The organism is Streptomyces sp. JLBG701 (genome assembly GCF_058544905.1).
The window spans coordinates 10,039,101-10,063,179 of the sequence record NZ_CM178588.1 but is presented as its reverse complement, the minus strand read 5'-3'; the positions used below and the strand labels follow the sequence as shown (position 1 = coordinate 10,063,179).

Annotated in this window: 23 protein-coding genes; 7 read left to right on the top strand and 16 right to left on the bottom strand. The window is 70.9% G+C overall.

Annotation, left to right across the window (positions count from 1 at the left end):
* Positions 1-53: 53 nt before the first annotated feature.
* The 3 genes from AC5DRG_RS45970 to AC5DRG_RS45960 are packed head-to-tail and all read right to left on the bottom strand — an operon-like array spanning position 54 to position 2,934.
* Positions 54-1,088, bottom strand: a complete 1,035-nt coding sequence (locus tag AC5DRG_RS45970) for a phosphotransferase family protein (RefSeq protein WP_491806198.1) — start codon at positions 1,086-1,088, stop codon at positions 54-56.
* A gap of 4 nt (positions 1,089-1,092) precedes the next feature.
* Positions 1,093-2,604, bottom strand: a complete 1,512-nt coding sequence (locus tag AC5DRG_RS45965) for a class I adenylate-forming enzyme family protein (protein WP_491806196.1) — start codon at positions 2,602-2,604, stop codon at positions 1,093-1,095.
* Between the two features lie 18 nt (positions 2,605-2,622).
* Positions 2,623-2,934, bottom strand: coding sequence for a hypothetical protein (locus AC5DRG_RS45960; RefSeq protein ID WP_491806195.1), 312 nt, complete (start codon positions 2,932-2,934; stop codon positions 2,623-2,625).
* Between the two features lie 103 nt (positions 2,935-3,037).
* On the opposite strand from AC5DRG_RS45960, the gene AC5DRG_RS45955 reads away from it, so the two are divergent.
* Both AC5DRG_RS45955 and AC5DRG_RS45950 read left to right on the top strand, forming a co-directional pair.
* Complete coding sequence (locus AC5DRG_RS45955; protein ID WP_491806193.1) at positions 3,038-3,811, top strand: enoyl-CoA hydratase/isomerase family protein; 774 nt, start codon at positions 3,038-3,040, stop codon at positions 3,809-3,811.
* 48 nt (positions 3,812-3,859) lie between these two features.
* Positions 3,860-4,864, top strand: a complete 1,005-nt coding sequence (locus AC5DRG_RS45950) for an LLM class flavin-dependent oxidoreductase (protein ID WP_491806191.1) — start codon at positions 3,860-3,862, stop codon at positions 4,862-4,864.
* Positions 4,865-4,981: 117 nt separating this feature from the next.
* On the opposite strand, the gene AC5DRG_RS45945 is transcribed toward AC5DRG_RS45950, so the two are convergent.
* Positions 4,982-6,259 (bottom strand): amidohydrolase family protein, encoded by a 1,278-nt coding sequence (locus AC5DRG_RS45945; protein WP_491806190.1) that lies wholly within the window; start codon positions 6,257-6,259, stop codon positions 4,982-4,984.
* 171 nt (positions 6,260-6,430) lie between these two features.
* Between AC5DRG_RS45945 and AC5DRG_RS45940 the strand changes: the two genes are divergently transcribed.
* Positions 6,431-7,909: an aldehyde dehydrogenase family protein gene (locus AC5DRG_RS45940; protein WP_491806188.1), complete on the top strand. Its 1,479-nt coding sequence runs from the start codon at positions 6,431-6,433 to the stop codon at positions 7,907-7,909.
* A 34-nt stretch (positions 7,910-7,943) separates the two neighbouring features.
* Here the strand turns inward: AC5DRG_RS45940 and AC5DRG_RS45935 are convergent, their stop codons facing one another.
* Positions 7,944-9,116 carry a thiolase family protein gene (locus AC5DRG_RS45935; protein ID WP_491806186.1) on the bottom strand — a complete coding sequence of 391 codons (1,173 nt, stop codon included), beginning with the start codon at positions 9,114-9,116 and terminating at the stop codon, positions 7,944-7,946.
* 98 nt (positions 9,117-9,214) lie between these two features.
* Here AC5DRG_RS45935 and AC5DRG_RS45930 point away from each other — a divergent pair, with 98 nt between their 5' ends.
* The 3 genes from AC5DRG_RS45930 to AC5DRG_RS45920 are packed head-to-tail and all read left to right on the top strand — an operon-like array spanning position 9,215 to position 11,915.
* Complete coding sequence (locus AC5DRG_RS45930; RefSeq protein ID WP_491806184.1) at positions 9,215-10,351, top strand: acyl-CoA dehydrogenase family protein; 1,137 nt, start codon at positions 9,215-9,217, stop codon at positions 10,349-10,351.
* A 14-nt stretch (positions 10,352-10,365) separates the two neighbouring features.
* Complete coding sequence (locus tag AC5DRG_RS45925; RefSeq protein ID WP_491806183.1) at positions 10,366-11,130, top strand: SDR family NAD(P)-dependent oxidoreductase; 765 nt, start codon at positions 10,366-10,368, stop codon at positions 11,128-11,130.
* Positions 11,131-11,153: 23 nt separating this feature from the next.
* Complete coding sequence (locus tag AC5DRG_RS45920; RefSeq protein WP_491806182.1) at positions 11,154-11,915, top strand: SDR family NAD(P)-dependent oxidoreductase; 762 nt, start codon at positions 11,154-11,156, stop codon at positions 11,913-11,915.
* Positions 11,916-11,975: 60 nt separating this feature from the next.
* Here the strand turns inward: AC5DRG_RS45920 and AC5DRG_RS45915 are convergent, their stop codons facing one another.
* From AC5DRG_RS45915 to mftA, 9 genes are all read right to left on the bottom strand, one after another.
* The gene (locus AC5DRG_RS45915; RefSeq protein ID WP_491806180.1) at positions 11,976-12,716 is read right to left on the bottom strand and encodes a hypothetical protein; all 741 of its coding nucleotides are present in this window, start codon (positions 12,714-12,716) and stop codon (positions 11,976-11,978) included.
* A 22-nt stretch (positions 12,717-12,738) separates the two neighbouring features.
* Positions 12,739-13,260: a flavin reductase family protein gene (locus tag AC5DRG_RS45910; RefSeq protein ID WP_491806179.1), complete on the bottom strand. Its 522-nt coding sequence runs from the start codon at positions 13,258-13,260 to the stop codon at positions 12,739-12,741.
* A 40-nt stretch (positions 13,261-13,300) separates the two neighbouring features.
* Positions 13,301-14,482, bottom strand: coding sequence for an acyl-CoA dehydrogenase family protein (locus tag AC5DRG_RS45905; protein WP_491806177.1), 1,182 nt, complete (start codon positions 14,480-14,482; stop codon positions 13,301-13,303).
* A 143-nt stretch (positions 14,483-14,625) separates the two neighbouring features.
* On the bottom strand, positions 14,626-16,020 hold the full coding sequence (mftF, locus tag AC5DRG_RS45900) for a mycofactocin biosynthesis glycosyltransferase MftF (protein ID WP_491806176.1): 1,395 nt from the start codon (positions 16,018-16,020) through the stop codon (positions 14,626-14,628).
* The gene (mftE, locus tag AC5DRG_RS45895) at positions 16,017-16,775 is read right to left on the bottom strand and encodes a mycofactocin biosynthesis peptidyl-dipeptidase MftE (RefSeq protein ID WP_491806174.1); all 759 of its coding nucleotides are present in this window, start codon (positions 16,773-16,775) and stop codon (positions 16,017-16,019) included. The genes mftF and mftE overlap by 4 nt, the downstream gene beginning before the upstream one ends.
* The gene (gene mftD / locus AC5DRG_RS45890) at positions 16,772-18,025 is read right to left on the bottom strand and encodes a pre-mycofactocin synthase MftD (protein WP_491806172.1); all 1,254 of its coding nucleotides are present in this window, start codon (positions 18,023-18,025) and stop codon (positions 16,772-16,774) included. The genes mftE and mftD overlap by 4 nt, the downstream gene beginning before the upstream one ends.
* Positions 18,018-19,250 (bottom strand): mycofactocin radical SAM maturase, encoded by a 1,233-nt coding sequence (mftC, locus tag AC5DRG_RS45885; protein ID WP_491806170.1) that lies wholly within the window; start codon positions 19,248-19,250, stop codon positions 18,018-18,020. Before mftC ends, mftD begins: the two co-directional genes overlap by 8 nt.
* The gene (mftB, locus tag AC5DRG_RS45880; RefSeq protein ID WP_491806169.1) at positions 19,247-19,522 is read right to left on the bottom strand and encodes a mycofactocin biosynthesis chaperone MftB; all 276 of its coding nucleotides are present in this window, start codon (positions 19,520-19,522) and stop codon (positions 19,247-19,249) included. The genes mftC and mftB overlap by 4 nt, the downstream gene beginning before the upstream one ends.
* Positions 19,523-19,530: 8 nt before the next feature.
* Positions 19,531-19,704, bottom strand: a complete 174-nt coding sequence (mftA, locus tag AC5DRG_RS45875) for a mycofactocin precursor MftA (RefSeq protein ID WP_491806167.1) — start codon at positions 19,702-19,704, stop codon at positions 19,531-19,533.
* Between the two features lie 164 nt (positions 19,705-19,868).
* Here mftA and mftG point away from each other — a divergent pair, with 164 nt between their 5' ends.
* A complete protein-coding gene (mftG, locus tag AC5DRG_RS45870; RefSeq protein WP_491806165.1) occupies positions 19,869-21,419 on the top strand; it encodes a mycofactocin dehydrogenase MftG in 1,551 nt (516 codons plus the stop codon).
* A gap of 3 nt (positions 21,420-21,422) precedes the next feature.
* On the opposite strand, the gene mftR is transcribed toward mftG, so the two are convergent.
* Positions 21,423-22,070 carry a mycofactocin system transcriptional regulator MftR gene (gene mftR / locus AC5DRG_RS45865; RefSeq protein WP_491806163.1) on the bottom strand — a complete coding sequence of 216 codons (648 nt, stop codon included), beginning with the start codon at positions 22,068-22,070 and terminating at the stop codon, positions 21,423-21,425.
* A gap of 36 nt (positions 22,071-22,106) precedes the next feature.
* Positions 22,107-23,978 carry an ABC transporter ATP-binding protein gene (locus AC5DRG_RS45860; protein WP_491813340.1) on the bottom strand — a complete coding sequence of 624 codons (1,872 nt, stop codon included), beginning with the start codon at positions 23,976-23,978 and terminating at the stop codon, positions 22,107-22,109.
* Positions 23,979-24,079: the final 101 nt, after the last annotated feature.

The window sequence follows — 24,079 nt, the reverse complement described above, 5'->3', positions numbered from 1 at the left end:
GCGCGGGGAACTGCGCGACCAGCCCCCACCGGCCCGCAGGAAAACGAACTGCCTCAGCCGCTACGGCCGAGCAGTTCCGTTGCCTCGGCCAAGAGCACCGGCAGGGCGGGCCGCATGCGTTGGTGCATGTCGGTCAGGTGTCCCGCCTTTCGCCCGCGCTTGATCAGTAGGGCGGTCGCGGCGGACTCCTTGTACTTCGTCAGGGCCTCGAACCAGGGCAGGTCGCGCAGCGCTTCGCCCCGCGCCTCCTCATAGGCGTCGAGGAGTTCGGCCTTGGTGGGCATCCCGGTCGGTTCGTCCGACGGGGATGCCGGGTGCCGGGCCTCGTCGGTGAAGAAGGTCAGCCAAGTCATGTCGACCCTGGGGTCACCGAGCGACCAGATCTCCCAGTCGATGATCGCCGCCACGGAGTCCCCCGCACACAGCGTGTTGCCGAGCCGATAGTCACCGTGAGTAAAGACCGGCGTCATCCCGGAGGGCATCGTGGCGTGCAGCCGCTCCGCGACCGCCTCGTGGCCCGTCCGCAGGTCGTCGGGGACGGTCGTGAACGCCCGGGTCCAGCGGTCGATCTCGGCGCCGGGCGTGACGACCGGCTCCGCCGCCAGCGGGGTGCGCAGCGGATCGACCCGGTGCAGGTCGGCGAGCATCCGGGCCGCGTCGAGGGCGCGGGCACGGACCTGTCCGGCGGGCAGCGTGCCGCGCGGCACGAGCACCGGTTCCACGCACTCCCCGGGCACCAGTTCCATCGCCACGAAGGGCTGGATCGCCGGTGGCGAGCCCGCGTCGGAGAACAGCACCTTCGGCACCCGTACACCGGGTTTCCCCGAGAGGGCGGCCATGAGCCGGGCCTGCCGCAGCACGTCCCGGTTGCGGACCGGTGCCAGGCCGGGCGGGGCGACCTTGAGGACGACACGTTCGTAGCCGGCCGGGACACCCGACAGTACGGCCACGTACGTCAGGCTCGACGTCCCGCCGGTGAGCGGTTCGACGCTCTCCACCGTGGCCCCGGGGGTCCAGCCGCGGAGCACGGCGGACGTACGCTCCGTCAACTCCCGTACCAGCCCTGGACTGTTCGTGACGACGCTCATGTCCTCACCTCTGTGGGCCGGCGGCCGGACGGCGTTCGGCGGTCAGGGCCGCGACGATGTCGCGGCGGATGAGCTTGCCGGTCGGAGTGCGGGGCAGTTCGGTCCAGTACGTGATGTGGTCCGGGGTCTTCGAGCCGCGCAGGGTGCCGCGCACCGCGGCCCGCAGCGCCCCGGCGTCGGCCTGGGCACCGTCCCGGGGGACGACGACGGCCTCGATCCGCTGGCCCCACTCCTCGTCCGGGACGCCGACGACCACGGCGTCGAGCACGTCCGGGTGGCGCAGCAGGACGTCCTCGATCTCGGCGGGAGCGATGTTCTCCGCGCCGCGGATGATCGTGTCGTCGGCCCTGCCCTCGATGTAGAGGTAGCCGTCGGCGTCGAGGCGGCCCTGGTCGCGGGTGTGGAAGAAGCCCCGCTCGTCGACCGCGGAGCCCCCTCCCGCGTACTCGCCTGAGACCTGCTCGCCCCGCACCCAGATCTGTCCGGTCTCCCCCGCGCCGACGACCGCCCCGGACGGGTCCCGGACCTCCAACTCGATTCCGGGCAGCGGCAGTCCGGCCGAACCGAGCCGGCCCCGCACCCCGGGATCGTCGCTCGCGACGGCCTCCCGGTGCTCCCGCGGGCCCAGGACCGAGATCGTGGACGAGGTCTCCGTGAGCCCGTAGGCGTTGACGAAGTCGACGTGCGGCCACTCGCGCAGCGCGGTCTCGATCACCCGCACCGGCATTCTGGCCCCGCCGTAGGCGAGCGCGCGCAGCGAGGGCACCGACCGGTCGAGGCCGTGGGCGTCCATGATGCGGGCGAGCATCGTCGGCACCACCATCGCGTTGGTGATCCGCTGCTCCCGGACGAGGCCGAGCCAGCCCTCCGGGGTGAACTGGTCGAGGGTCACGGTGCGGCGTCCCGCGTACAGGTTCGTCAGTACGTTGGAGACGGCGGCGATGTGGTACGGCGGCACGCTCATCAGGGCGGCCTCGTCGGCGTCCGCTCCGGCGAACTCCACGGTGCCGAGGACGTACGACACCAGGTTGTGGTGACGCAGGACCACGCCCTTCGGTGCCGATGTCGTGCCGCTCGTGTAGATGAGCACGGCGGGGGCGTCGGTCTCGGGCGGCGCGTCGTCGCCGGTGCTCGCCGCGGCCTCCTCCAGCCACTCGGCCGGGCTCCGCACCGACAGCCCCGCGCGGCGCAGCGGATCATCCTGCTCGGGGTCCGCGATGCCCAGTGCGCGGGGGTGGTTGGCGAGCAGCGCGTCGAGTTGTTCGGCGCCCAGCCGGTAGTTGACCGGGACCAGCGGCACTCCGGCCCGGGCGGCGGCGAACTGCGCGACGGCGAAGGCGGGGCCGCCCGGCGCCAGGTACACGATCGCGTCGGCTCCGCTCGCGCGAACCGTCCGCGCCCCGCCGACGGACAGCTCACGCAGCCGCAGGGCGGTCAGCCCGTCCGCCGAGCGCCCGATCACCACCCGGTCGCCGAAACCCTCGGCGGCCATGTCCAGGAGCATCGATACGTTCATCGGCCGGCTCCCCGCCACTCAGTCCGAGGCCGGCAGCGGCTTGGCGCTCTTCACGGGCAGCGGGACGCCGTTCACCGCCAGGGTGCCGTCCCCCGCCTTCGTGCAGAGCAGCTCCACGCCGAGGTCCTCGTCCGCGTAGCGCTTGCCGAGGAGCGCGCCGCCCATCAACTCGGGGTCCGCGGTACCGGTGTTGGGGATCCCCCGGCCGTTGGCCTCGGCCATCGCCGCCCCGCCGCAGGTGATCTCCAGTTCGGCGTCAGGGCAGCGCACGACGATGACCGCCGTCGTATCCACCGTACTGGCGAGCATCTGCCCCACACGTGGCCTCATCGCAGCTTCCTCCGCGGATCCAGTTCCATTTCGGGCGCTCCAAGACCAGAAAAAAGTATACTACTTACCTCGATCACGTCGAGATGATGAACGGAGTTGCCGGATGGAACTCAAGACCGTCCTGTTCGAGGTGACCGACCACGTCGCCACCATCACCCTGAACCGCCCGCAGGCCATGAACAGCTTCAACCAGCAGATGCTGGACGACTTCTCCGTCATCTGGGACACGGTCAAGACCGACGACGAGGTGCACGTCGTCGTGTTGCGGGGCGCGGGCGAGCGGGCGTTCTGCACCGGCATGGACGTCAAGGAGGGGATCGACCGCCATCCCAACGTCTGGTCGCAGACCGACCCCGGGGAGTATCTGTCGCCGAAGCTGAACCAGGTGTGGAAACCCCTGGTGTGCGCGGTGCACGGCATGACCGCCGGTGGCGCCTTCTACTGGCTCAACGAGGCCGACATCGTCATCTGTTCGCAGGACACGACGTTCTTCGACCCGCATGTCAGCTTCGGCCTGACCGCGGCGCTCGAACCGATCGGGCTCGCCCGGCGCATCCCGCTCGGCGAGGCGCTGCGCATCGCGCTGCTCGGCCTGGACGAGCGCGTCTCCGCCGCCCGCGCCCTGCAGATCGGCCTGGTCAGCGAGGTGGTTCCGGGCGATCAACTGTGGGGCCGGGCCGACGAGATCGCCCGCATCATCGCCGCGAAGCCGGCCGCCGCGATCCAGGGCACCGTACGCGCGATCTGGGAGTCCCTCGACGCCACCCGCACCCAGGCCCTGCGCACCGGACTGTCCTACACGCAGCTCGGCAACCCGATCGGCAAGGCCGAGGTCGACCGCTCCACGGTGCCCCGTCGGCAGTGGACACTGCGCTGAGCCTCCCGTACGCTCCAATTCAGTATCCTTTTTTAGAGGGAGGCTCTCATGCGGTTCGGCATGCCCTGGCCAGGCCGGGACGTCGCACGGGAGGCTGAGGAAGCCGGTGCCGGTGCCTTCTGCGCCGGGGAGTTCGTCGACCACGACGCCTACCTCACCCTCGCCGAGATCGTCGCGGGCACCGAACACGCCCTGGCGGGGCCCGCCATCACCTACGCCTTCTCGCGCACCCCGTACGCACACGCCACCGCCATGCGCCAGCTGCACGCCCAGGCGCCGGGCCGCCTGTTCCTGGGGCTCGGCAGCGCCGCGTTCCGGATCAACCGCGACTGGCTGGGCGTACCCGCCGACCGCGCCGTGGAGCGGATCGCCGAGACGGTCGAGGCGGTGCGCGCCTGGCTGCACGCGGAGAACGGCGAGAAGGTCCAGCACTCCGGGGAGTTCTACTCGATCGACGCCGATGTCCGCGCCCCGGTGCTCGGCCGGCTCGACATCCCCGTCCTGCTCGCCGGATTCAACACCCGCATGGCCACCACCGCGGGCCGGGTCGCCGACGGGGTCATCGGACACGGCCTGTTCACCGCGTCCTGGTGGAACGACGTCGTACGGCCCTCCGTCGAGCGCGGCACCGCGGAAAGCGGCCGCACCGGCCGCCCCCTCGAACACGGCTGGATCATCACGGCGGTCGACGACGACGCCCCCGAACGCGCCGTCGCCGACGCCCGGCGCATGATCGCCTTCTACCTCACCGTGAAGACGTACGACCCGTTCGTCGCCCATCACGGCTGGCAGGAGCCGGTCGCACGACTGCGTGCCGCGTTCCGGGCCGGTGACACCGACGCGATGGCCGCCGCCGTCACCGACGAGATGCTCACCGAGATCGCCGTCTGCGGAACGAGCGCCGACGCGAAGGACATGCTCGCCCGTCGCACAGGCTCGATCCCGCGTGACGTCGGCTACTTCGCGCCCCCGAGCTTCCTGGTCAGCCGCAGGCGCCGCGCCGCCTACGCGCGAGCGAGCCTCGCTCTGGTCGACGCCGTGCCGGAGGAGTGACCGGGGGGCTGCGCGACTCCGGGCACCTGTCATTCCGTACTCTCAAATCCCGGAACGAGGCCGGGCCCCCGAGCGAGGACGCTCCGGGGCCCGGCCTTTGGTTCGTTCGGTCGCGCGTCAGGCGTTCTCGGTGACCGGCGCCAGCTTCTTGCTCTTGTCGAAGCCCACGACGTCGGCCAGGGTGCCGCCCAGGATGGCCGCCCGGTCCTCGTCGTTCACGCCCTCGAAGTTCTCGGCGATGCACTCTTCACTGCTGCGGAAGGTGCCCTCCGCGTGCGGGTAGTCGTTGCCCCATATGACCGTCGACAGGCCGGTGATGTGGCGTGCCTTGACGGCCGTCGGGTCGTCCGCGAACTGCACGTGGATCTGCCGCCGCACGTACTCGGTGGGCTTGAGCGGGTAGGGCCACTTGTCGTTGATCGCGAACAGCCGTCCCATGGAGGGCTGTTCCTTCGGGCCGCGGTTGTCGTCCCAGAAGCCGAGCCACCAGTCGGGGTCCTGGCCGGTGCCGGTCTTCCAGGCCTTGTCCATGTAGCCCATGAAGGAGACCAGCCAGCCGGCCGTGTACTCGATCAGGTTGAAGTGGAGGTCCGGGAAGCGCTCGCACACGCCGCCGCCGACGAGGCTGGCGATGATGCCCTGCGGACCGGCCACGGCCGACCCGACCGCGAAGCCCATGGTCCGTCCGGCCACCATGTCGTCGGTCAGGTTGCCCTTGCCCATGTTCATGGCCGTCATCAGGCCCCGGACGGTCATCGCCGTCTCGGACACCTCTTCCTTGACCTTCACTCCGCCGGTGGCCACGTGGATGAAGACCGGCAGCCCGTGCGCCTGGGCGGCCGCCCAGACCGGGTCGTACTCCCGCGCGTAGTACGGCAGCGGCGGGATCTCCGGGAGCAGGATCGCTCCGAGCCCCATCTTCGCGCACCGCTCGATCTCCGCCACGGCCTCGGGGACGTTCGTGAGCGGGATCGCGGCCGTCGGACGCAGCCGGTCCTTGTACGGGAGGTACCGCTCGACGAGGTAGTCGTTCCACACGCGGGCGTGCGCCATGGACAGCTCGTGGTCGTCCGTGAACAGGACGAACAGCGAGAGGTTGGGGAACATGACCGAGGCGTCGACGCCGTCGAAGTTCATGTCCCGGATGATGTGCTCCGGGTCGCCGTCCGGAGTCTCCCCGCCGGTCTGGCGGTACTTGGAGATGGTCCAGCCGTCGAACCCGATCGTGTGGAGCTTCTTGAACTCCGTGTGCCCGCCCGGAACGATCGGCTCGTCCAGAGTGAACTCCTCTTCCCAGAGGGCGCGTTCCCTCAGGTTCTTTGGGAGTCGAGTCTTGAACAGGTCGACGGGCTCGATTATGTGCGAGTCGCCGGAGACGACGAATTCCTTGAACACAGGCCGTACCTCACTTCGAACCTCGTTGTCCGCTGCAGAAACCCGGCACCTGGGTGGTGCTGCCGAAGTTACCTGTACCGATCGGTCTAGTCAATAACCTTCCCCCTTGCCTGCAATTCAGTACACTGAAATAAGGTCCTCGGGTGAGCGCGGCCGATCAGGAGACGACACATGACGACGGCGTATTCGTTCTCTTCACAGCTCTACATCGACGGGCGCCGGACCGACGGCACCTCGGACGCGCGGATCGTGGTGCGCAATCCGGCGACGGAGGAACCGATCGCGGAGGTTCCCCAGTCCTCGCTCACGGATGTGCACGGCGCGGTCGAAGCAGCGCGCAAGGCCTTCGACGAGGGACCGTGGCCACGGATGAGGCCCGCCGAGCGGGCCGCGGTGCTGCTGCGCATGGCCGAGGAGATGGAGCGCCGGCTGCCCGAACTGGTCGCGGTCAACATGGCCGAGGCGGGCTCGGTCCGCTCGCTGGCGGAGAGCCTGCAGACCCGCGTCCCGGTGGCGCATCTGCGCGACATGGCCGAGCGGGTGATGCCGACCTTCGGCTGGGAGCGCCCGATGGGGCCCACGATCGCGCCGGGCATCGGCATCTCCCAAGGGGTGGTGCGCCGCGAGCCGTTCGGAGTGTGCGCGCTGATCGCGGCCTACAACTTCCCGTTCTTCCTCAGCATGATGAAGGTGATCCCCGCTCTAGCGGCGGGCTGCACCGTCGTACTGAAGCCTGCACCCCAGACCCCCCTGGACTCCCTGCTGTTGGGCGACTTCGCCGATGCCGCCGGTCTGCCGCCGGGTGTGCTGAACGTCGTGACCGGTGATGTCGAGGCCGGCCGTGAGCTGACCACCCATCCCATGGTGGACCTCGTCAGTTTCACCGGCTCTGACACGGTCGGGCGCCTGGTCTACGCCCAGGCCGCGGCCTCCATGAAGAAGGTCGTCCTCGAACTGGGCGGAAAGTCGGCCAACATCGTCCGCGCCGACGGCGATCTCGACGGAGCCGTCCGTTCGGCGCTTGCGGGCATCATCACCCACGCCGGCCAGGGCTGTTCGCTGCTGACGCGCACGCTGGTGCACGAGTCCGTGCACGACGAGCTGGTCGCCCGGCTGATCGAGGGCCTCGCCGGGGTGCGGGTCGGCGACCCGGCCGACGCCTCCACCACCATGGGCCCGCTGATCAGCGAAGCCCAGCGGGACAAGGTCGAGAGGCTGATCGGCGTCGGCGAGAAGGAGGGGGCGCGCATCGTCCACGGCGGCGGACGCCCGAGCGGACTCGACAAGGGCTACTTCGTGGAACCCACGCTCTTCGTCGACGTCGACAACGCGATGAGCATCGCGCGCACGGAGTTCTTCGGCCCGGTCGGCGTCGTCATCCCCTTCCGCACCGACGAGGAGGCGGTGCGGCTCGCCAACGACAGTCCGTATGGCCTGGCCGGTGCGGTCTGGAGCGCCGACACCGTGGCCGCCCACCAGATGGCGTCCGGTATCCGGGCGGGCGGCGTGACGATCAACGGCGGCAGCGCCGGGGTCAATCCACGGGCCGCTTTCGGCGGGTACAAGCAGAGCGGGCTGGGCCGGGAATGGGGCGAGTTCGGGCTCGACGAGTACCTGCAGACCAAGACGCTCACCTGGGCGTCCCGTTGACCGGCGGGCCCAGGTGAGGGTCCTGGGCCCGCCGCTACGCAGTCAGGACCATGGCCGAGCCCATGCCGCCGCCCGCGCACATGGCCGCGACCGCCGCCCCTCCCCCGCGGCGCCGCAGCTCGTGCGCCAGGGTGACGATCATGCGCGTGCCGGTGGTCGCGACCGGGTGGCCGAGGCTGCACCCGCTGCCGAACGGATTGACCCGTGCCGGGTCGAGGCCCAGTTCGCGGGTGGTGGCCACGGCCACCGCGGCGAACGCCTCGTTGACCTCGAACAGGTCGACGTCGTCGATGCCGAGCCCGGCACGGTCGAGTGCCTTGCGGATAGCGGCGATCGGCGCCAGACCCGTCTCGACGGGATCGACGCCCACGCTCGCCCATGACCGTACCGTCGCGAGGGGTGCGATCCCGTGGGAGGCGGCGACGTCCGAACCCGCGACGACGACCGCCGCCGCGCCGTCGTTCACACCGCTGGAGTTCCCCGCAGTGATGGAGAAGCCCTCGATCTCGGGGTGCAGCACCTTCAGTGCCGCCAGCTTCTCGATGGTGCTGTCGCGCCGGGGATGCTCGTCGACGTCGAACACCGACACCGCGCCGCCGCGGTCGGTGACCTTCACGGGAACGATCTCGTCGATGAACCGGCCCTGATCGATCGCCCGGACGGCCCGCTCGTGGGAGCGCAGCGCCCAGGCGTCCATGTCCTGCCGGGTGAGGCCGGCCAGCCGGGCGGTGTTCCAGCCGACGAGCACCCCCATGTCGTCGTTGGGCGCCTCGGGTGTCGGGACGTGGGAGGGCGACATCCAGGGGTCCTGCCAGTCGTCGGTGCCCGGCATCCGCCGTCGGGAGACGGGCGCCGTCGACGACGACTGCGTCCCGCCGGCGATCACCACGCGGTCCATTCCCGCGCGTACGCTCCCGGCGGCGGTCGCCACGCTCGCCAGGCCGGAGGCGCAGTGCCTGTTGTGCGCCAGACCCGGAACGTGGGTCAGCCCCGCCTGGAGGGCCGCGTACCGGGCGATGTCCCCGCCACCGGCAAGGGATTCGCCGAGCACGACGTCGTCGATCGCCTCCGGGGGAAGCCCGCAGCGCTGTGCGGCCTCGCGGACGACGAGGGTGGCGAGGTCGAAAGCGCTGGTGTCCCGCAGGCTTCCCCTGCGGGCGGTCCCGATCGCGGTGCGGCAAGCGGACAGAAGAACGGCATCAACCATGTAATTCAGAGTACTTAACTCGGGCATGAGTCGAAAGGAGATCTGTAATACAGGGAGACCATCTCGACCATGCCAGCAAAAGAGGATACCTTGCTGTGGTGAACTTCGAGCTCAGTGAGGAGCAGGCCCTGCTGCGCGAGGCGTCGCGTGACCTGCTGGCGGACCGGGCCCCGATCGAGCACGTACGGGCGTGGATGGAGCGCGACGAGGATGTCGACCCCGAGGTGTGGCGGCTGACGGCCGACCTAGGCTGGCCCGGGCTGGCCCTCCCCGAGGAATACGGCGGTGCCGGTCAGGGAGTGGTCGAACTCGCGCTCGTCGCCGAGGAGATCGGGCGTGCGCTCGGGCGCGGTCCCTTCGCGCCCACGGCGATCGTCGGCCGGGCGCTCACCGTCGCGGGGTCGCCCGAGCTGAGGGCCGAGATCCTCCCCGCGCTCGCCGCCGGATCGGGCTGGGCCACCTGGGCGTTCGCCGAACCGCACGCGCCCTGGACCCTCGACGGCATCCACGCCACCGCCCGCGACGAGGGCGACGAGTTCGTCCTCGACGGGGTCAAGACGGCGGTCCAGGACGCCGACGGTGCCCGCTGGCTGCTCGTCACCGCGCTGCGGGACGGGGTCCCCACGTCGTTCCTCGTCGACCGCACCGCTCCCGGTGTCACCGTCCGCCGCCTCCAAGTCCTCGATCTCACCCGCTCGTTCCACGAGGTCCGGTTCGAAGGCGTACGAGTCCCCCGCGGCCGGTGCCTCGACGACGGACCCGACGCGATCCAGCGACTGCTCGACCACGCCTCGGTGCTGCGGTGCGCCGACGTGCTCGGGGTGATGGAGCGCCTGCTGGAACTCACCGTCGAACACGTGAAGACCCGCGTGCAGTTCGGGCGGCCGATCGGCACCTTCCAGGCCGTCAAGCACGCGTGCGCCGACATGGCACTGCTCGTGCACGGCACGCGTGCCGCCACCTACTACGCCGCGATGGCCGCCGACACCGGTGCCGACCAGGCCTCCCGGGCCGCCTGCGCCGCCGCCTCCCACGCCTCGGCCGCCGCGGGTGAGGTGGCGGGCCGCGCGCTGCAACTGCACGGCGGCATCGGCTTCACCTGGGAGCACGAACTCCACCTCGGTCTGCGCCGCGCCAGGGCCGACAGCGTGCTGTACGGCGACGCAGCCGTACACCGGGATCGGCTGTGCACGCTCCTGCGGCAGTCCCCCGCGTCCGCGTCAACGTCCGTCTGAACGAAGGGTCTTCGATGGAGATCAAGGGCAAGAAGGCCGTGGTGTTCGGCGGCGCCTCCGGTATGGGCCGGGCCGGCGCCGAGCTCCTCGCGGCCCGCGGTGCCGACGTCGTCGTACTCGATCGTCCGGAGTCGGCGGGTGCCGAGGTCGCCGCCGCGCTCGGCGGGAGCTTCCAGCCGGTCGACGTCACCGACTTCGAGGCGACGGAGCGTGCGCTGGCCGCCGCCGTCGACTCGCTGGGCGGGCTGCATGTCTCGATCACGACGGCGGGCGGCGGCACGGCGAAGCGGACGCTCGGCAAGGACGGTCCGCACGATCTCGACACCTTCCGCCGGGTGCTCGACCTCAACGCCGTCGCCACGTTCAACATCAGCAGGCTCGCGGCCGCGCACATGAGCCGCAACGAACCCGAGGAGCCCGACGGCGAACGCGGCGTCATCATCAACACCTCGTCGATCGCCGCCTTCGAGGGGCAGGTCGGTCAGGTCGCCTATGGCGCCGCCAAGGCCGCCATCGCCGGCATGTGCCTCACCATGGCCCGCGATCTCGGCTCGCTCGGCATCCGCGTCCTGGCCATCGCCCCGAGCCTGTTCGACACGGGCGCCGTCGAGAAGATCCCGGACGAGGTGCGGGCCGTGCTGGTCAAGGACGCCGCGTTCCCCAAGCGCCTGGGCCGCCCTGAGGAGTACGCCAAGCTCGCGCTCGCCATCGTCGACAACCCGATGCTGAACGGCCAGTGCCTGCGGCTGGACGCCGGTCAGCGGTTCGGCCCGAAGTAGCGCACACTAACGGGAGGATCCGCATGTCGGAAAGGGACAACGAGCTTCAGGGCAAGGTCGCGGTCATCACCGGGGGCGGCCGCGGCTTCGGTAAGGCGTTCGGCGCCGCGCTGTCGGCCGGCGGGGCACACGTCGTACTCGCCGACATCGACGGCGACGCGGCCAAGGCCGCCGCGGCCGAACTCACCGAAGGCGGGGCAAGCGCGACCGGAGCGGCCTGCGACGTCGCCGACGAGGCCGCCGTCGCCGCGGTGATCGACCAGGTCACCGAGGACCACGGCGGCCTGGACATCCTCGTCAACAACGCCGGCCTGCACGCCGCCTACAACCGGCCGTTCGCCGAACTCGGCCTGGAGAAGGTCCGGCGGGTGTTCGACGTCAACGTCATGGGCACCGTCATCTGCTCGCTCGCGGCACAGCAGGCCATGCGGGGTCGCCCCGGCGCCTCCATCGTCAACATCTCGTCGTCCGCGGCCTACGCGAACCGGTCGGTCTACGGCGTCTCCAAGCTCGCCGTGCGCGGCCTGACGGTGTCGTTCGCCCGCGAGTTCGCCGCCGACGGCATCCGGGTCAACGCGATCGCGCCGGGCCTGATCCTCACCGACACCGTGCGGGCCCAGCTGTCCGCCGGCGAGGCCGAACGCGTCGTGGGCGAGCAGATCCTCCCGCGAGCGGGCGAGGAACGGGACATCGTCGAGGCGCTGCTCTACCTGGTCTCGTCGAAGGCGTCCTTCGTCACGGGCGAGACGCTACGCGTGACGGGCGGCTTCGCGCTGTCGGTCTAGCGCCCAACACGCCTGCGGCCCCGCGACATCGGTCGCGGGGCCGCAGCCGTTCCGGCTGTCCTACACGGTCACCGGCTCGTTCTCCGGCTTCCCTGCCAGCTCCTTCTCCTCGTCCGTGATCGCCTTCAGCAGCACGTACGGTGTGGCGATCTTCCACAAGGCGTACGCGACCGAGGGGATGACGTTCGCGAGAAGTCCGTTCCAGGCGAGCGGCCCGGTCTGGTTGAGGAAGACGAAGGCGCCCGGGATGAGCGTCACTCCCAGCACGAGGCTGAGCCAGCCGTACCAGCGAGGGAAGAGCGGCTTCGCCCGGGTGTGGTCGATGAACGCGGCGTATCCGATCGACCAGACCTGGAGGACGAAGATGCAGGCGTTGCCCACGAACATGAGCCAGAAGGTGTCGACCATCGCGGTCAGGACGTCGACGGAGTGGGCCTCCGGTCGGTAGGCCGCGGCGGCGAGGATCGCGAGCGGGAAGAAGAACCCGAGCGGGGCCACCACACCCGTGGTGAGCTGGATCATGGACAGCAGCCCCCAGCCGCCCTCGACCCGGCGCAGCTGCATGCTCGTCACGACGACGTACGGGTACTCGAACGGGACGAGCAGAACCATCAGGGCGACACAGGTGAGGATCCCCGTGCGATGGTCCTGGAGAAAGGCGACGACGTCGTCGGGGCTCTCCGTCGGGCTCATCGGCGGAATGAGATGGCCCACGGAGTACGCGACGAGGAATCCCACGAAGAGGATGACGCCGCACCAGGCCGATATGCGTTGCAGTCTTATGTGGAGGTCCTTCTTCATCTACGGCTCCCCTTTGAGCTCGTTACCAACCGACAAGCCTGTCCAGCACGAGCGTGGAGCTCGCGAGATAGTCGCCGTACGCGCCCCTGAAGAAGAGCAGCGGGGTTTTCAGCGACTCGACGCGCAGTTCGTGAACCCGTCCGACGACCAGTAAGTGGTCGCCGATCTCGACGATCTGCTCCACCGTGCAGTCCACCCAGGCGACGACTCCGTCCAGGACGGGGTTGCCGAGGCCCGACGCCGTCCAGGTCGTGCCCTCGAACCGCTGCCGGGATCCGCCGGTCGCCATCTTGCGGGACAGGCGTTCCTGGTTGCCGGCGAGCGCGTTGGCGCAGAAGCGTCCGGCGGCCCGGATCTGCCGCAGCGTCGTGGAGGAGCTGTCCACGAGGAACGACACCAGCGGCGGGTCCAGGGACACGGACGCGAAGGTCCCGACGACCAGTCCGTGCGGCCGCTGTTCGGCGTCCGTGGTGGTGACGGCGACCACGCTCGTGGGGAAGTGGCCCAGTACGTCGCGGAATTGCCGCCCGTCGATCTCGCTCATCGAGCCTCCACCTCGCCCCTCGACCGTTCTTGACATCACGTCAGATCAGCACGCGCATCGACTCGGGCAGCTCAAGCCCCATCTGGGCCAGGGCGTTGGCGTGATAGGCCGTGCCGGGGACGTGGATCATGTGCTGGAGGCCCACGTGCGCGTCCCGCCAGTACCGCTGGATCGGGTTGCCGCGCCGGATCGCGTTCCCGCCGGACCGCGTGAAGATCTGGTCCACGGCGGAGACGGCCCGCCACGCGCAGCGCACCTGGTTGCGCCGGATGTCCGCCCGGTCCTCGATGGTGACGGACTTCCCGGACTCGATCTTGTCGTACAACCGGCTGATGCCGTCGATGAGTTGCACCCGGGAGGCGGCGATCTCCGCAGCGGCCTCCCCGGCGGCGTACAGCACATACGGATCGTCGCGCACCTGGACGCCGGTGACGGCGACGCGGTCGCGCTGCTGGCTCAGGTGTACGGCGAGCGCGCCCTCACAGATCCCGATGACGGCCGCGGTGATGCCGAGCGGGAACATCGAGGCGAAGGGCAGCTTGTAGAGGGTCTCGGTGAGCCCGACCTCCTCGGCGGCGGCTCCTTCCTGGACCTTCTCCTGGTTGATGGTCCGGTACGCCGGGATGAACGCCTTGTCGACGACGACGTCCTTGCTGCCGGTGCCCGCGAGGCCCACCACGTCCCAGGTGCCGTCGATGATCTCGTAGTCGGAGCGGGGAAGTACGACATGCAGCACGCTGATCGGCCCGGCCGGCTTGCCCTTGCCGTCGCCGACGAGCGCCCCGAGGAAGTCCCAGCCGCAGTGGTCGCTGCCCGAGGAGAACGGCCAGCGCCCGCTGAGGACGTAGCCGCCGTCCACGGGGTCGGCGATGCCGTTCGGCATGTAGGGGGAGGCGATCCAGGTGTCCGGGTTCTCGTCCCACACCTCGTGGGCGAGGCGGGGATCCATCTGGGCGAGCTCCCACGGGTGCACGCCGACGACGCCGCACACCCAGCCCGCGGCCCCGTCGTGCCGGGCGACCTCCATGACCGCCTCCGCGAAGTCCCGCGGGTGGGCGCTGTATCCGCCGAACTCCTTGGGCTGCAGGAGCCTGATCACCCCTGAGGAGCGCAGTAGTTCTACGGTCCTGTCGCTCAACTTGCCGAGTTCTTCGTTCTCGTCGGCGAGTGCGGCCAGTTCGGAGCCGAGTTCCTCTATACGGTTGACCACTTCGTGCGCCACTCCGCACACCTCCTGCTGACGGCCACCTCACCTGTGCCGCGTCTCGCGGCCGGACGCCTCATTGTGTTTTCGCCATCCAATGGACCGCCTGGTACTTTCCGCTGACCGGGACAGCTGCGGGTTTTTCCTCAAGGGCGGGGCGTTCACCGGAGGATGCGCGGCCTCAGGGCCCTGCCGGAGCGGCCCTTGAGGGCGGAGAACCATACGCCGGCCCCGTAGGCGAGGTCGTCGAGGCGCCGGGCGACGCCGTAGCGGACCGGGTCGAGATGGGCGCGGTCGCGCCGGTACTCAAGGGCGATGTCGGCCACGGCGGCGATCGCGGCGGCCCTGCGTATGCGGCGGGACGCGAGACAGCCCACGGCGGTGAGCGGCCACCAGTGCCGGGTCAGCAGGGCGGACGTCTGGGCCAGCGCGGCGACGGCTCCGTTCGCCGTGAGCCGCACCGCCAACCGGTGGGGGTGCCGGGTGCCGTCGAGTTTGCGGGCGATGCGCAAGCTGACCGCCCCGAGGACGGCACCGGCGACGGGCACGGACCAGCGCCGCTGGACGAGGAGCGCGGTGACGAATGCCGTGCTCCACGGGGCGAGTACGGCCGGGGCGATGAACTCGGGGTGCCGCTCGGCGAGCGGATGGGCGCCGGTTCCGTACACGGCCTTACGCGTCAGCCAGTCGTCGAGGCGCACACGATGCTCGTGAGCGGCCTGCACGGCGGGCTCGTAGCGCAACCGCCAGCCCGCGTCGATCAGCCGCCAACACAGGTCTACGTCCTCCCCCACCCGCATCCGTTCGTCGAACCCGGCGCCGGCCGCCAGCGCGTCCACGCGTGCCACGACGCAGGCCGTGGACGCCCAGGAGACGGGGCTTCCGGGACGCACGGCGGCCGGGTGGGCGCCGAGGTCGAGGGAGGAACGGGCGTTCTCGTAGCGCCCGATCCAGTTCGTGGCGGCGGCGGACGGCAGGCCGGTGATGCGCGGCACGGCCATGCCGACCCGGGGGTCGGCGAAGTGCCCGAGCAGGGTCGGGACGGTGTCGGGCGGCAGAACGATGTCGGAGTCCGCGAAGACCACGTAGGGCGTGGTGACGAGTCGCAGTCCGGCGTTGCGCGCACCGGCGGGCCCGAGGTTGACGGGCAGGGACAGCAGCCGGGCGCCGTGCCGCGCGGCGACGGCCGCGACGGCGTCCGGGTGCCGGGAGGCGTCGTCGACCACGACGACGGGGTGATTCGTCCCGATACTGCCGAGCAGACGGTCGAGTTGACGCGGGCGGTCACGGACGGGCACGACGACCGTGTAGCGCGGGTCGGGGGGTGCGGGGAGCGAGTCGACGACGGGGTTGGCCATGCCGAGTTCGAGCAGCCGGTCCGCCAGGAGCGCGCTGGGCGCGTCCCGTACGGCGACCGTACGACCGCGGAGGTATCGGCGGGCCCTCGGGGTCAGCCGGATCAGCCGGGTCGGGAAGCCACCGACCAGAGCCTGACCGTGGTCGACGACCCGGGTGTGCCGGTCAAGGGTGACGACGAAACCGTGGGGCAGCGTCATCGGCGTACGGCATTCGACGTGAGGCGGCCCCGGCTGTCGACCGCCCAGTCGGTGATCCGGCGGACCGTGGCGGAGACCATCGCGTCGATCCCCCGGCGGCCTTCCGCGGCCGAGGCGCCGCCCGGATCGCCGAGCACGCCGGAGGGTGAGACCGCGCGGACGCCGTGGGTCATCAGTTCCGGCAGGAGGGTGGCGAGGGGCCGCGTGTCACCGGCGACGGCGGCGTCCAACCGTACGCGTTCGGGGGCGAGGTGCAGCATCATCGAGGTCTCCGTGCGGCCGGCGTGGGCGTCTGCGTCGGTCACCTCGCAGGCGGTCCAGGCAGCGTCGTGGCCCTCGGAACGCAGCAGGCCGAGGGCGGCGTCGAGGGTGGCCGTGTTGCCGCCGTGGCCGTTGACCAGGACGACGCGGCCCGCCCACAGGGAGAGCGACCGCACCAGTTCCACGAGCACCGCGTGCAGCGCTTCGTGCCCGATCGAGACGGTTCCCGGGAAGTCGGCATGCTCGCCGCTGGCGCCGTACGCCAGCGGCGGCGCCACCAGCGGCGGGCCGTTCGGCCCTGTGGGTAGCGCGGTCGCCGTCCGCCGTGCGACCGCGTGGGCGACGACGCTGTCGGTGTCGAACGGCAGGTGCGGGCCGTGCTGTTCGGTGGACCCGATCGGGACGAGGACCAGCACACCGGGCCGTACGGCAGGCCACACCGCGCCCGCCAGATCCCGGCCGTCCGGCGGCGCAGGAATGCCGTCCCGCGTCATGCCCCGGCGACCGGCGACGGGGCGTCGGCCAGGTCCGGGCTCGCGGCCGGTACGTCCCGGATCCGGGGGTCGGAGGCGCCGCCCAGGGTCAGCCGGAAGCCAGGGGGTATCACCAGGTCCTCGGGCGACAGTTCGTGGACGGACGAGTGCCCCAGGCCGAGTACGGCGGAGTCGAGGCCGCCGCGCAGGATGTCGAGCACGTTCTCCACCCCGGCCTGTCCGTTGGCCGCCAGGCCCCACAGCGAGGCGCGGCCGATCAGTACGGCCCGGGCGCCGAGGGCGAGTGCCTTCGCGATGTCGCCGCCACGGCGTATGCCGCCGTCGAGGAGGACCTCGATCTGGTCGCCGACCGCGTCCGCGATGGCGGGGAGCACCCGGATGGTGGCCGGGGTGGTGTCCAGGTTGTTGCCTCCGTGGTTGGAGACGGACAGGGCCGTCACCCCGGCGTCGACCGCCCGCTTGGCGTCGTCCACCCGGGTCACCCCCTTGATCAGGAAGGGGCCGCCCCATTCCGCGCGCAGCCAGGCGATGTCGTCCCAGGTCGGCGGCGCGGTCTGCATCCACTCGCCGTAGGCGCCGAAGAACGTGGGGGCCGGTTCACCGGAAGGGCTCAGGTTGGGCACCGTGAGGTCGGGGACGCGGCCGGACTTCGCGAACCGCCACAGCCATCCGGGGCGGGGCAGCACATCGGGGGCGAACCGCAGCATGGCTCGGAGGTCGAGCTTCTCCGGGATGGCCGGGCTGCCCCAGTCCCGGCCGTGGGAGAAGGACCAGTCGAGGGTGACGATGAGGGCCTTGGCGCCGGCTGCCCTGGCCCGGTCCATGCGCCGCGTCATCGTCTCGCGTGTGCCGCTCCAGTAGAGCTGGAAGAACAGGTTCGGATTGGCGTCGGAAACCTCCTCCACCGGCTTGGAGGCGAACGAGCTCAGGCCCATGATGACGCCCCGGCTCGCCGCGGCCCGGGCCATGGCCACCTCGCCCTCCGGGTGCACCGCCTGGACCCCGGTCGGGGAGATGAGCACGGGCAGCGCGGTCTCCACACCCAGCACGGTCGTGGACAGGTCGCGCTCCGCGTGATGGCCAACGACCCGCGGGGCGAAGCCCAGTTCGGCGAAGGCCGCGATGTTGTCGTCGATCGTACGGCCACGCTCCGAGCCCGCGACGAGGGCGCCGTAGACCGTGCTCGGGAGCTGCCTCTTGGCCCGGCGCTGGGCCTCGGCGACCGTCTCGAACCAGGGGTTCCTAGGCATGTGCGCCGCCCTTTCCCGTAGGTGTCGGATCGAACCCGGAGAGGGGGTCCTCGGCGCAGTCGCTCACCGGAGGGCGGCGGGTGAGGACGAGGTCCACGGTCCTGCGGGAATGGTCGCCGGACGGCTTGGGCACCCGGGTTCCGTCGCGGTGGGCCAGCAGTTCCTCGCCGTATCCCCGCACGCACTCGGGGTCGGGGCCGTCCAGTGGCAGCCCGGTGAAGAACTTCGCGGCCATGCATCCGCCCTTGCAGGTGTCGTAGAACGCGCAGGAGGCGCAGGCTCCCCCGTGCTGCGGGGCCCGCAGTCGCCGGAACAGCTCCGAGTCGCGCCACACCCCCGCGAAGCCGCCGGGCTCACGGACGTTGCCCGCGAGGAACTCCTCGTGGATCGCGAACGGGCAGGCGTACACGTCGCCGACCGGGTCGATCAGACAGACGACGCGTCCGGCACCGCACAGGTTGAGGCCGTCGAGCGCCTGCCCGTAGGCGGAGAGATGGAAGAAGGAGTCCCCGGTCAGCACGTTCTCGCCGTGGGCCAACAGCCAGTCGTACAGCTCGCGTTGCTGCCCGGCCGTCGGATGCAGTTCGTCCCAGACGTCGGCGCCACGTCCGGAGGGGCGCAACCGGGTCAGGCGCAGTTGGGCGCCGAAGCGGTCGGCGAGTGCCTTGAAGTCGTCGAGCTGGGGGATGTTGTGGCGGGTACAGACCACGGAGATCTTGAAGTTCTTCATGCCGGCGGCTGCGAGGTTCTCCAAGGCCCTGAGCGCCGTGCCGTACGACCCCGCCCCGCGCACCGCGTCGTTGACGTCCTCGGTCGCGCCGTCGAGCGAGATCTGGACGTCCACGTAGTCGTTGCGGGCCAGCCGTACGGCGGCCTCGGGGGTGATACGGACGCCGTTGGTCGAGAACTTCACGCCCACGCGGTGCGCGGTGGCGTAGTCGAGCAGCTCCCAGAAGTCGGCGCGGACCGTGGGCTCTCCGCCGCCGATGTTGACGTAGAAGACCTGCATGGCCTCCAGTTCGTCGATGACGGACTTCGCCTCCGCGGTGCTCAGTTCGCGGGGGTCGCGGCGGCCGGAGCTGGAGAGGCAGTGGGTGCAGGCCAGGTTGCAGGCGTAGGTCAGCTCCCAGGTGAGGCAGATCGGCGCGTCGAGCCCGTACTCGAACAGGTCGACCAGCCGTGATGTGCGGGGCACGGCTGCGGCGGTCTCCGGTGAGGTGGTCATGGGGTCCTTCCGACGACCATCGACGACTGGGCGAGAGCGGCCAGGGCCCGGCCGTAGCACGGCAGTTCGGCCTCGCCGACACCGGCGGCCAGACAGGCGGCGCGGGCCGTGGGCGCGTCCGCGAGGGACTCGACGACCGCGAGGAGCCGGCGGTCCTTGAGGAACGTCAGCCTGCGGGTGCCGAAGTGGTAGAGGAGCGCGCCGAAGGGTTCCGGCCGGACCGAGACCTGTGGATGCAGGTCCCAGGCTCCGTCGAGGTCGACGGTGGTCACGCGGCGGCCTAGTAGACGCCGCACATGCCGTCGATGGAGATCTCCTCGATGAGGTCCTCGGTCTCGATCAACGACTCTTCGGTCAACGACTCTTCGGTCAACGACTCCTCAGCCAACGGCTCGGCGGTCACGGCCTCTTCGGTCGTGGCCCTCTCGGAGGAGACGGTGCTGAGCTCGGTCATAGGGCTCTCCCTCGGCATCCCGCGGCTCCGCGGCCGTGCGCCACGGACCGCTCCCATCGATCGCGCCGACGGTAATGACACCGTGTGCCGAAACCCAGCCCGAGTCCCGGTCACCGGAACCGATCCGCGCGGCCACTCGCCTCCACGAGTTGAATCGCCCGTTCATGGAGCTGGAGAGCCGCCCCGATGTCGTCGTGGTGGGTGCCGGAGGCAGCGGCGCCGTCCTCGCGGCACGCCTCAGCGAGGACCCCGGCCGCTCTGTGCTGGTGCTGGAGGCGGGTCCCGTGCCGCGTCAACGCTCGGAATTCGCACCCGAGTTACTCGACTCACGGCTCGTCCCCGGTGCCCGGCCCGGGAGTTCCGCCGTCCAGCCGTACGCGGTGCACCTCACGCCGCAGCGCCCGTACACCGTCGTCCGGGGCCGCTTCCTCGGCGGCTCGACGACCGTCAACGGCGGGTATTTCGTCCGGGCCAGGCGCGAGGACTTCGACCGCTGGGCGGCCGTGGGCGGTGCCGCCTGGTCCTACGACCGGGTGCTGCCGTTCCTGCGTTCACTGGAGAGCGACCTCGACCATGGCGCCGATGCCCTGCACGGCGCGTGCGGGCCGGTCCCGGTCCGGCGCACGGATCTGCGGCACCCTGCCGCCGCCGCGTTCCGGGCGGCCGCGCGCCAACTGGGCTTTCCCGAGGAGCCCGACAAGAACGCCCAGGGCGCTCCCGGCTTCGGGCCGGTGCCGTCCAACGCCGTGGACGGAGTGCGCGTCAACACCGGCGTCGGCTACCTGGTGGGCGCGCTCGGCCGTCCCAACCTCTCGGTGGAGGGCGGCAGTACGGTCCTCGGGGTCGTCATCGAGCGGGGTCGGGCGACCGGCGTCGTCGTGGAGAGCGACGGGCACCGCGGGGTCGTGCGGTGCGGCGAAGTGGTGCTGTGTGCGGGGGCGTTCGGCTCTCCTCAGCTGCTGCACCTGTCGGGCATCGGACCGCGCCACGACCTGGAGCGGCTCGGCATCCCGGTCGCCGTGGACTCCCCCGCCGTCGGGGCCCGGTTCGGCGACCATCCTCAGGTGGTGTTGGAGTGGACACCTCGGCGGCCCCTGCCCGAACCCACCGGCTCCTGGCTCGGCGGCGCCCTCCACCTGTCGTCGCACGGAGTCGACCAAAGCGACCTGGAGATCCTCCAATCGCTGGTCCCCATGGCCGCCTTGGTCAACGGAACGACGACCGCTCCCGGCGAACCCCTGGCGTTCCTCGTGTCCGTCCAGTCACCCCGGCTCAGTGGCCGCCTGCGCACACGATCAGCCGACCCGGCCACCCCCCCTGACCTCGCCTACGGCTATCTCCAGACCGCCGAGGACAGACGACGTATGCGCGAAGTGGTCCGCACGACCGCCGAGTTGGTCGCCACTTCCGCCTTCGACGAGGTCTCGAAGGGGCTCACGGCGCCGGGACGGGAGATCCTGGACGACGACCGGCTGCTCGACGAGTGGATCCACTCGCACCTCAGCACGTCCCAACACACCTGCGCCACGGTCCCGTTGGGCCCTGCCGACGACGACCGGGCGGCCGTCGACCACTACGGGAGGGTGCACGGCGTCGACGGACTCCGGGTCGCGGACACGTCCATCCTGCCGTCCGCCCCGTTGCGCGGCCCGGCGGCGACCGCCGTCCTCATCGGCGAGCTCATCGCCGACGCCATGCGCCGCGACCTTCCCTGAGGTTCACATGAGAGCGGCGGGACCTTCGAAGCCGGCCGCGAGTTGCCGCATCGCCAGATCCAACAGGCCGCTCAGGCTTGCTTCTTCGTCCGCCAGCCAGTGCTCGTACGCGGCGATGCAGGCGGCCAGGGCGGCATGGCCGATCAGCTTGGGCAGCAGGTCTGACTCCGGTCGGCCGGTGCGTCGCGCGGCGAAACCCGTGATGAGCGCCCGCCACGACGTGTAGCGCACGGCCGAGTCGGCCTGGAGGGTCGGCACGCGCAGGATCAGCGCCATGCGCTGCCGGTGCCAGGGCACCACCGCCGGGTCGAAACGATTGAACTCGACGACCGCGCCGCGCAGCGCGTCCATCATCGGGGCGGCCGGGTCGGTGGCCGCCAGCAAGGCGTCCAGCCTGGCCAGCCGACCCTCGAAGTCACCCCACACGAGATCGTTCTTGGAGGCGAAGTAGCGGAAGAAGGTGCGGCGGCCGATACCCGCCGCAGCGGCGATGTCATCGATCGTCGTACGGTCGAACCCGTCCCGGGCGAAGAGTTCGAAGCCCAGTCGTTCCAGAACGTCCCGCGAGGTCACGCGCGGCCGACCCGCCGGGACCAGGGACGCGGTCCTGCCGTCCGCCACGATTCCTCGCTGTCCGCCGTCGACGTCCACAGCGCCCATCATGCACCGCTGTTCGCCCTTGTTCGCCTACACGGCCGGGATCTCCGTCGTCTCGAACTGCGTCCGGTACAGCTCCGCGTACCGCCCGTCGGCCGCCAACAGCTCCTCGTGCGTGCCGCGTTCCACGATGTGCCCGGCCTCGACCACGAGGATCAGGTCCGCCGCCCGCACGGTGGACAGCCGGTGGGCGATCACGACCGCCGTACGGCCCTCCAGCGCCTCCGTGAGCGCCTCCTGGACGGCTGCCTCGGAGGTGTTGTCGAGGTGGGCCGTCGCCTCGTCGAGGATGACGACGCGCTGGCGGGCCAGCAGCAGGCGGGCGATGGTCATCCGCTGGCGTTCGCCGCCGGAGAGCCGGTAGCCGCGCTCGCCGACCACGGTGTCGAGGCCGTCGGGCAGGGACCGTACGAGGTCGTCGAGGCGGGAGCGGCGCAGGGCGTCCCACAGTTCGGTCGCGGTGGCGGTGGGGCGGGCGAGCAGCAGGTTGGCCCGGACCGAGTCGTGGAAGAGGTGGCCGTCCTGGGTGACCATGCCGAGGGTGGCGCGCAGGGAGTCGGCGCTCAGGTCGCGGACGTCGACGCCGCCGATGCGTACGGCGCCCTCGTCGACGTCGTACAGGCGCGGCAGCAGTTGCGCGATCGTCGACTTGCCGGCGCCGGACGAGCCGACGAGCGCGATGGTCCGGCCGGGTTCGGCGCGGAAGGAGACGCCGTGCAGGACCTCGGCGCCGCCGCGGGTGTCGAGGGACGCGACCTCCTCCAGGGAGGCGAGGGAGACCTTGTCGGCGGACGGGTAACCGAAGCGGACGTTCTCGAACTCGACGGCGACGGGGCCGTCCGGGACCGCGCGGGCGTCGGGTTTCTCCTCGATGAGCGGCTTGAGGTCGAGGATCTCGAAGACGCGCTCGAAGCTGACGAGGGCGCTCATCACCTCGACGCGTGCTCCGGCGAGCGCGGTGAGCGGCGCGTAGAGGCGGGTCAGCAGCAGCGCGAGCGCCACGACGGCGCCCGGCTCCAGGGTGCCGCGCAGGGCGAACCAGCCGCCGAGGCCGTAGACCAGGGCCAGCGCCAGGGCCGACACCAGGGTCAGCGCGGTCATGAAGACCGTCTGGGCCGTCGCCGTCCGTACGCCGATGTCCTTCACCCGCTCCGCGCGGGCCGCGAACTCGGCCGACTCCTCCTCCGGGCGGCCGAAGAGCTTGACCAGGGTCGCGCCGGGGGCCGAGAAGCGCTCGGTCATCCGGGTGCCCATCGCCGCGTTGAGCTCGGCGGCCTCGCGCTGCATCCGGGCCATGCGGCTGCCCATCCGGCGCGCGGGCACGACGAACACCGGGAGCAGCGCCAGCGCGAGCAGGGTGATCTGCCAGGACAGGGTCAGCATGACGGCGAGGGTGAGCACCAGGGTGACCAGGTTGCTGACCACTCCGGACAGGGTGTTGCTGAACGCTCGCTGGGCGCCGATGACGTCGTTGTTGAGACGACTCACGAGCGCTCCCGTACGGGTACGTGTGAAGAACGCGACCGGCATCCGCTGCACATGATCGAACACAGCCGTCCGCAGATCGAGGATGAGGCCCTCGCCGAGCGTGGCCGACAGCCGCCGGCCCAGGATGCCGAGCGCCGCCTCCACCACCGCGATGAGGGCGATCAGCAGCGCGAGCCGTACGACCGTGCTCTCGTCGCCGCCCGACACGATCGCGTCCACGACGCGTCCGGCGAGCACGGGGGTCGCGACGGCGAGCAGCGCGGTCATCACCCCGAGCGCCACGAACCAGGCGATACGGCGGCGGTGCGGGCGGGCGAACGTGCCGATGCGGCGCAGTGTCGCGCGGGCGAAGGGGCGGCGCTCCTGCTGTGCGGTCATGACACTGTGCAGTTGTGTCCAGGCCGTGGTCTCCATGCTCATGGAGGAGACGGTAGGACCTCAAGTAAAGTTGAGGTCAACGGAAGTCCTGAAGTGGACGGAATTCGTGCGTTCGAAGGCAATCCTGGGGCTGATGG

Excerpts from the sequence above, each read along its gene's own strand:
- AC5DRG_RS45935 (WP_491806186.1), bottom strand. The coding sequence starts at position 9,116 with ATGGTTGATGCCGTTCTTCTGTCCGCTTGCCGCACCGCGATCGGGACC.
- AC5DRG_RS45940 (WP_491806188.1), top strand. The coding sequence starts at position 6,431 with ATGACGACGGCGTATTCGTTCTCTTCACAGCTCTACATCGACGGGCGC.
- AC5DRG_RS45920 (WP_491806182.1), top strand. The coding sequence starts at position 11,154 with ATGTCGGAAAGGGACAACGAGCTTCAGGGCAAGGTCGCGGTCATCACC.
- mftF (WP_491806176.1), bottom strand. The coding sequence starts at position 16,020 with ATGACGCTGCCCCACGGTTTCGTCGTCACCCTTGACCGGCACACCCGG.
- mftD (WP_491806172.1), bottom strand. The coding sequence starts at position 18,025 with ATGCCTAGGAACCCCTGGTTCGAGACGGTCGCCGAGGCCCAGCGCCGG.
- mftC (WP_491806170.1), bottom strand. The coding sequence starts at position 19,250 with ATGACCACCTCACCGGAGACCGCCGCAGCCGTGCCCCGCACATCACGG.
- mftA (WP_491806167.1), bottom strand. The coding sequence starts at position 19,704 with ATGACCGAGCTCAGCACCGTCTCCTCCGAGAGGGCCACGACCGAAGAG.
- AC5DRG_RS45950 (WP_491806191.1), top strand. The coding sequence starts at position 3,860 with ATGCGGTTCGGCATGCCCTGGCCAGGCCGGGACGTCGCACGGGAGGCT.
- AC5DRG_RS45915 (WP_491806180.1), bottom strand. The coding sequence starts at position 12,716 with ATGAAGAAGGACCTCCACATAAGACTGCAACGCATATCGGCCTGGTGC.
- mftG (WP_491806165.1), top strand. The coding sequence starts at position 19,869 with ATGGAGCTGGAGAGCCGCCCCGATGTCGTCGTGGTGGGTGCCGGAGGC.
- AC5DRG_RS45910 (WP_491806179.1), bottom strand. The coding sequence starts at position 13,260 with ATGAGCGAGATCGACGGGCGGCAATTCCGCGACGTACTGGGCCACTTC.
- mftE (WP_491806174.1), bottom strand. The coding sequence starts at position 16,775 with ATGACGCGGGACGGCATTCCTGCGCCGCCGGACGGCCGGGATCTGGCG.
- AC5DRG_RS45860 (WP_491813340.1), bottom strand. The coding sequence starts at position 23,978 with ATGGAGACCACGGCCTGGACACAACTGCACAGTGTCATGACCGCACAG.
- AC5DRG_RS45925 (WP_491806183.1), top strand. The coding sequence starts at position 10,366 with ATGGAGATCAAGGGCAAGAAGGCCGTGGTGTTCGGCGGCGCCTCCGGT.
- AC5DRG_RS45960 (WP_491806195.1), bottom strand. The coding sequence starts at position 2,934 with ATGAGGCCACGTGTGGGGCAGATGCTCGCCAGTACGGTGGATACGACG.
- AC5DRG_RS45965 (WP_491806196.1), bottom strand. The coding sequence starts at position 2,604 with ATGAACGTATCGATGCTCCTGGACATGGCCGCCGAGGGTTTCGGCGAC.
- AC5DRG_RS45970 (WP_491806198.1), bottom strand. The coding sequence starts at position 1,088 with ATGAGCGTCGTCACGAACAGTCCAGGGCTGGTACGGGAGTTGACGGAG.
- AC5DRG_RS45955 (WP_491806193.1), top strand. The coding sequence starts at position 3,038 with ATGGAACTCAAGACCGTCCTGTTCGAGGTGACCGACCACGTCGCCACC.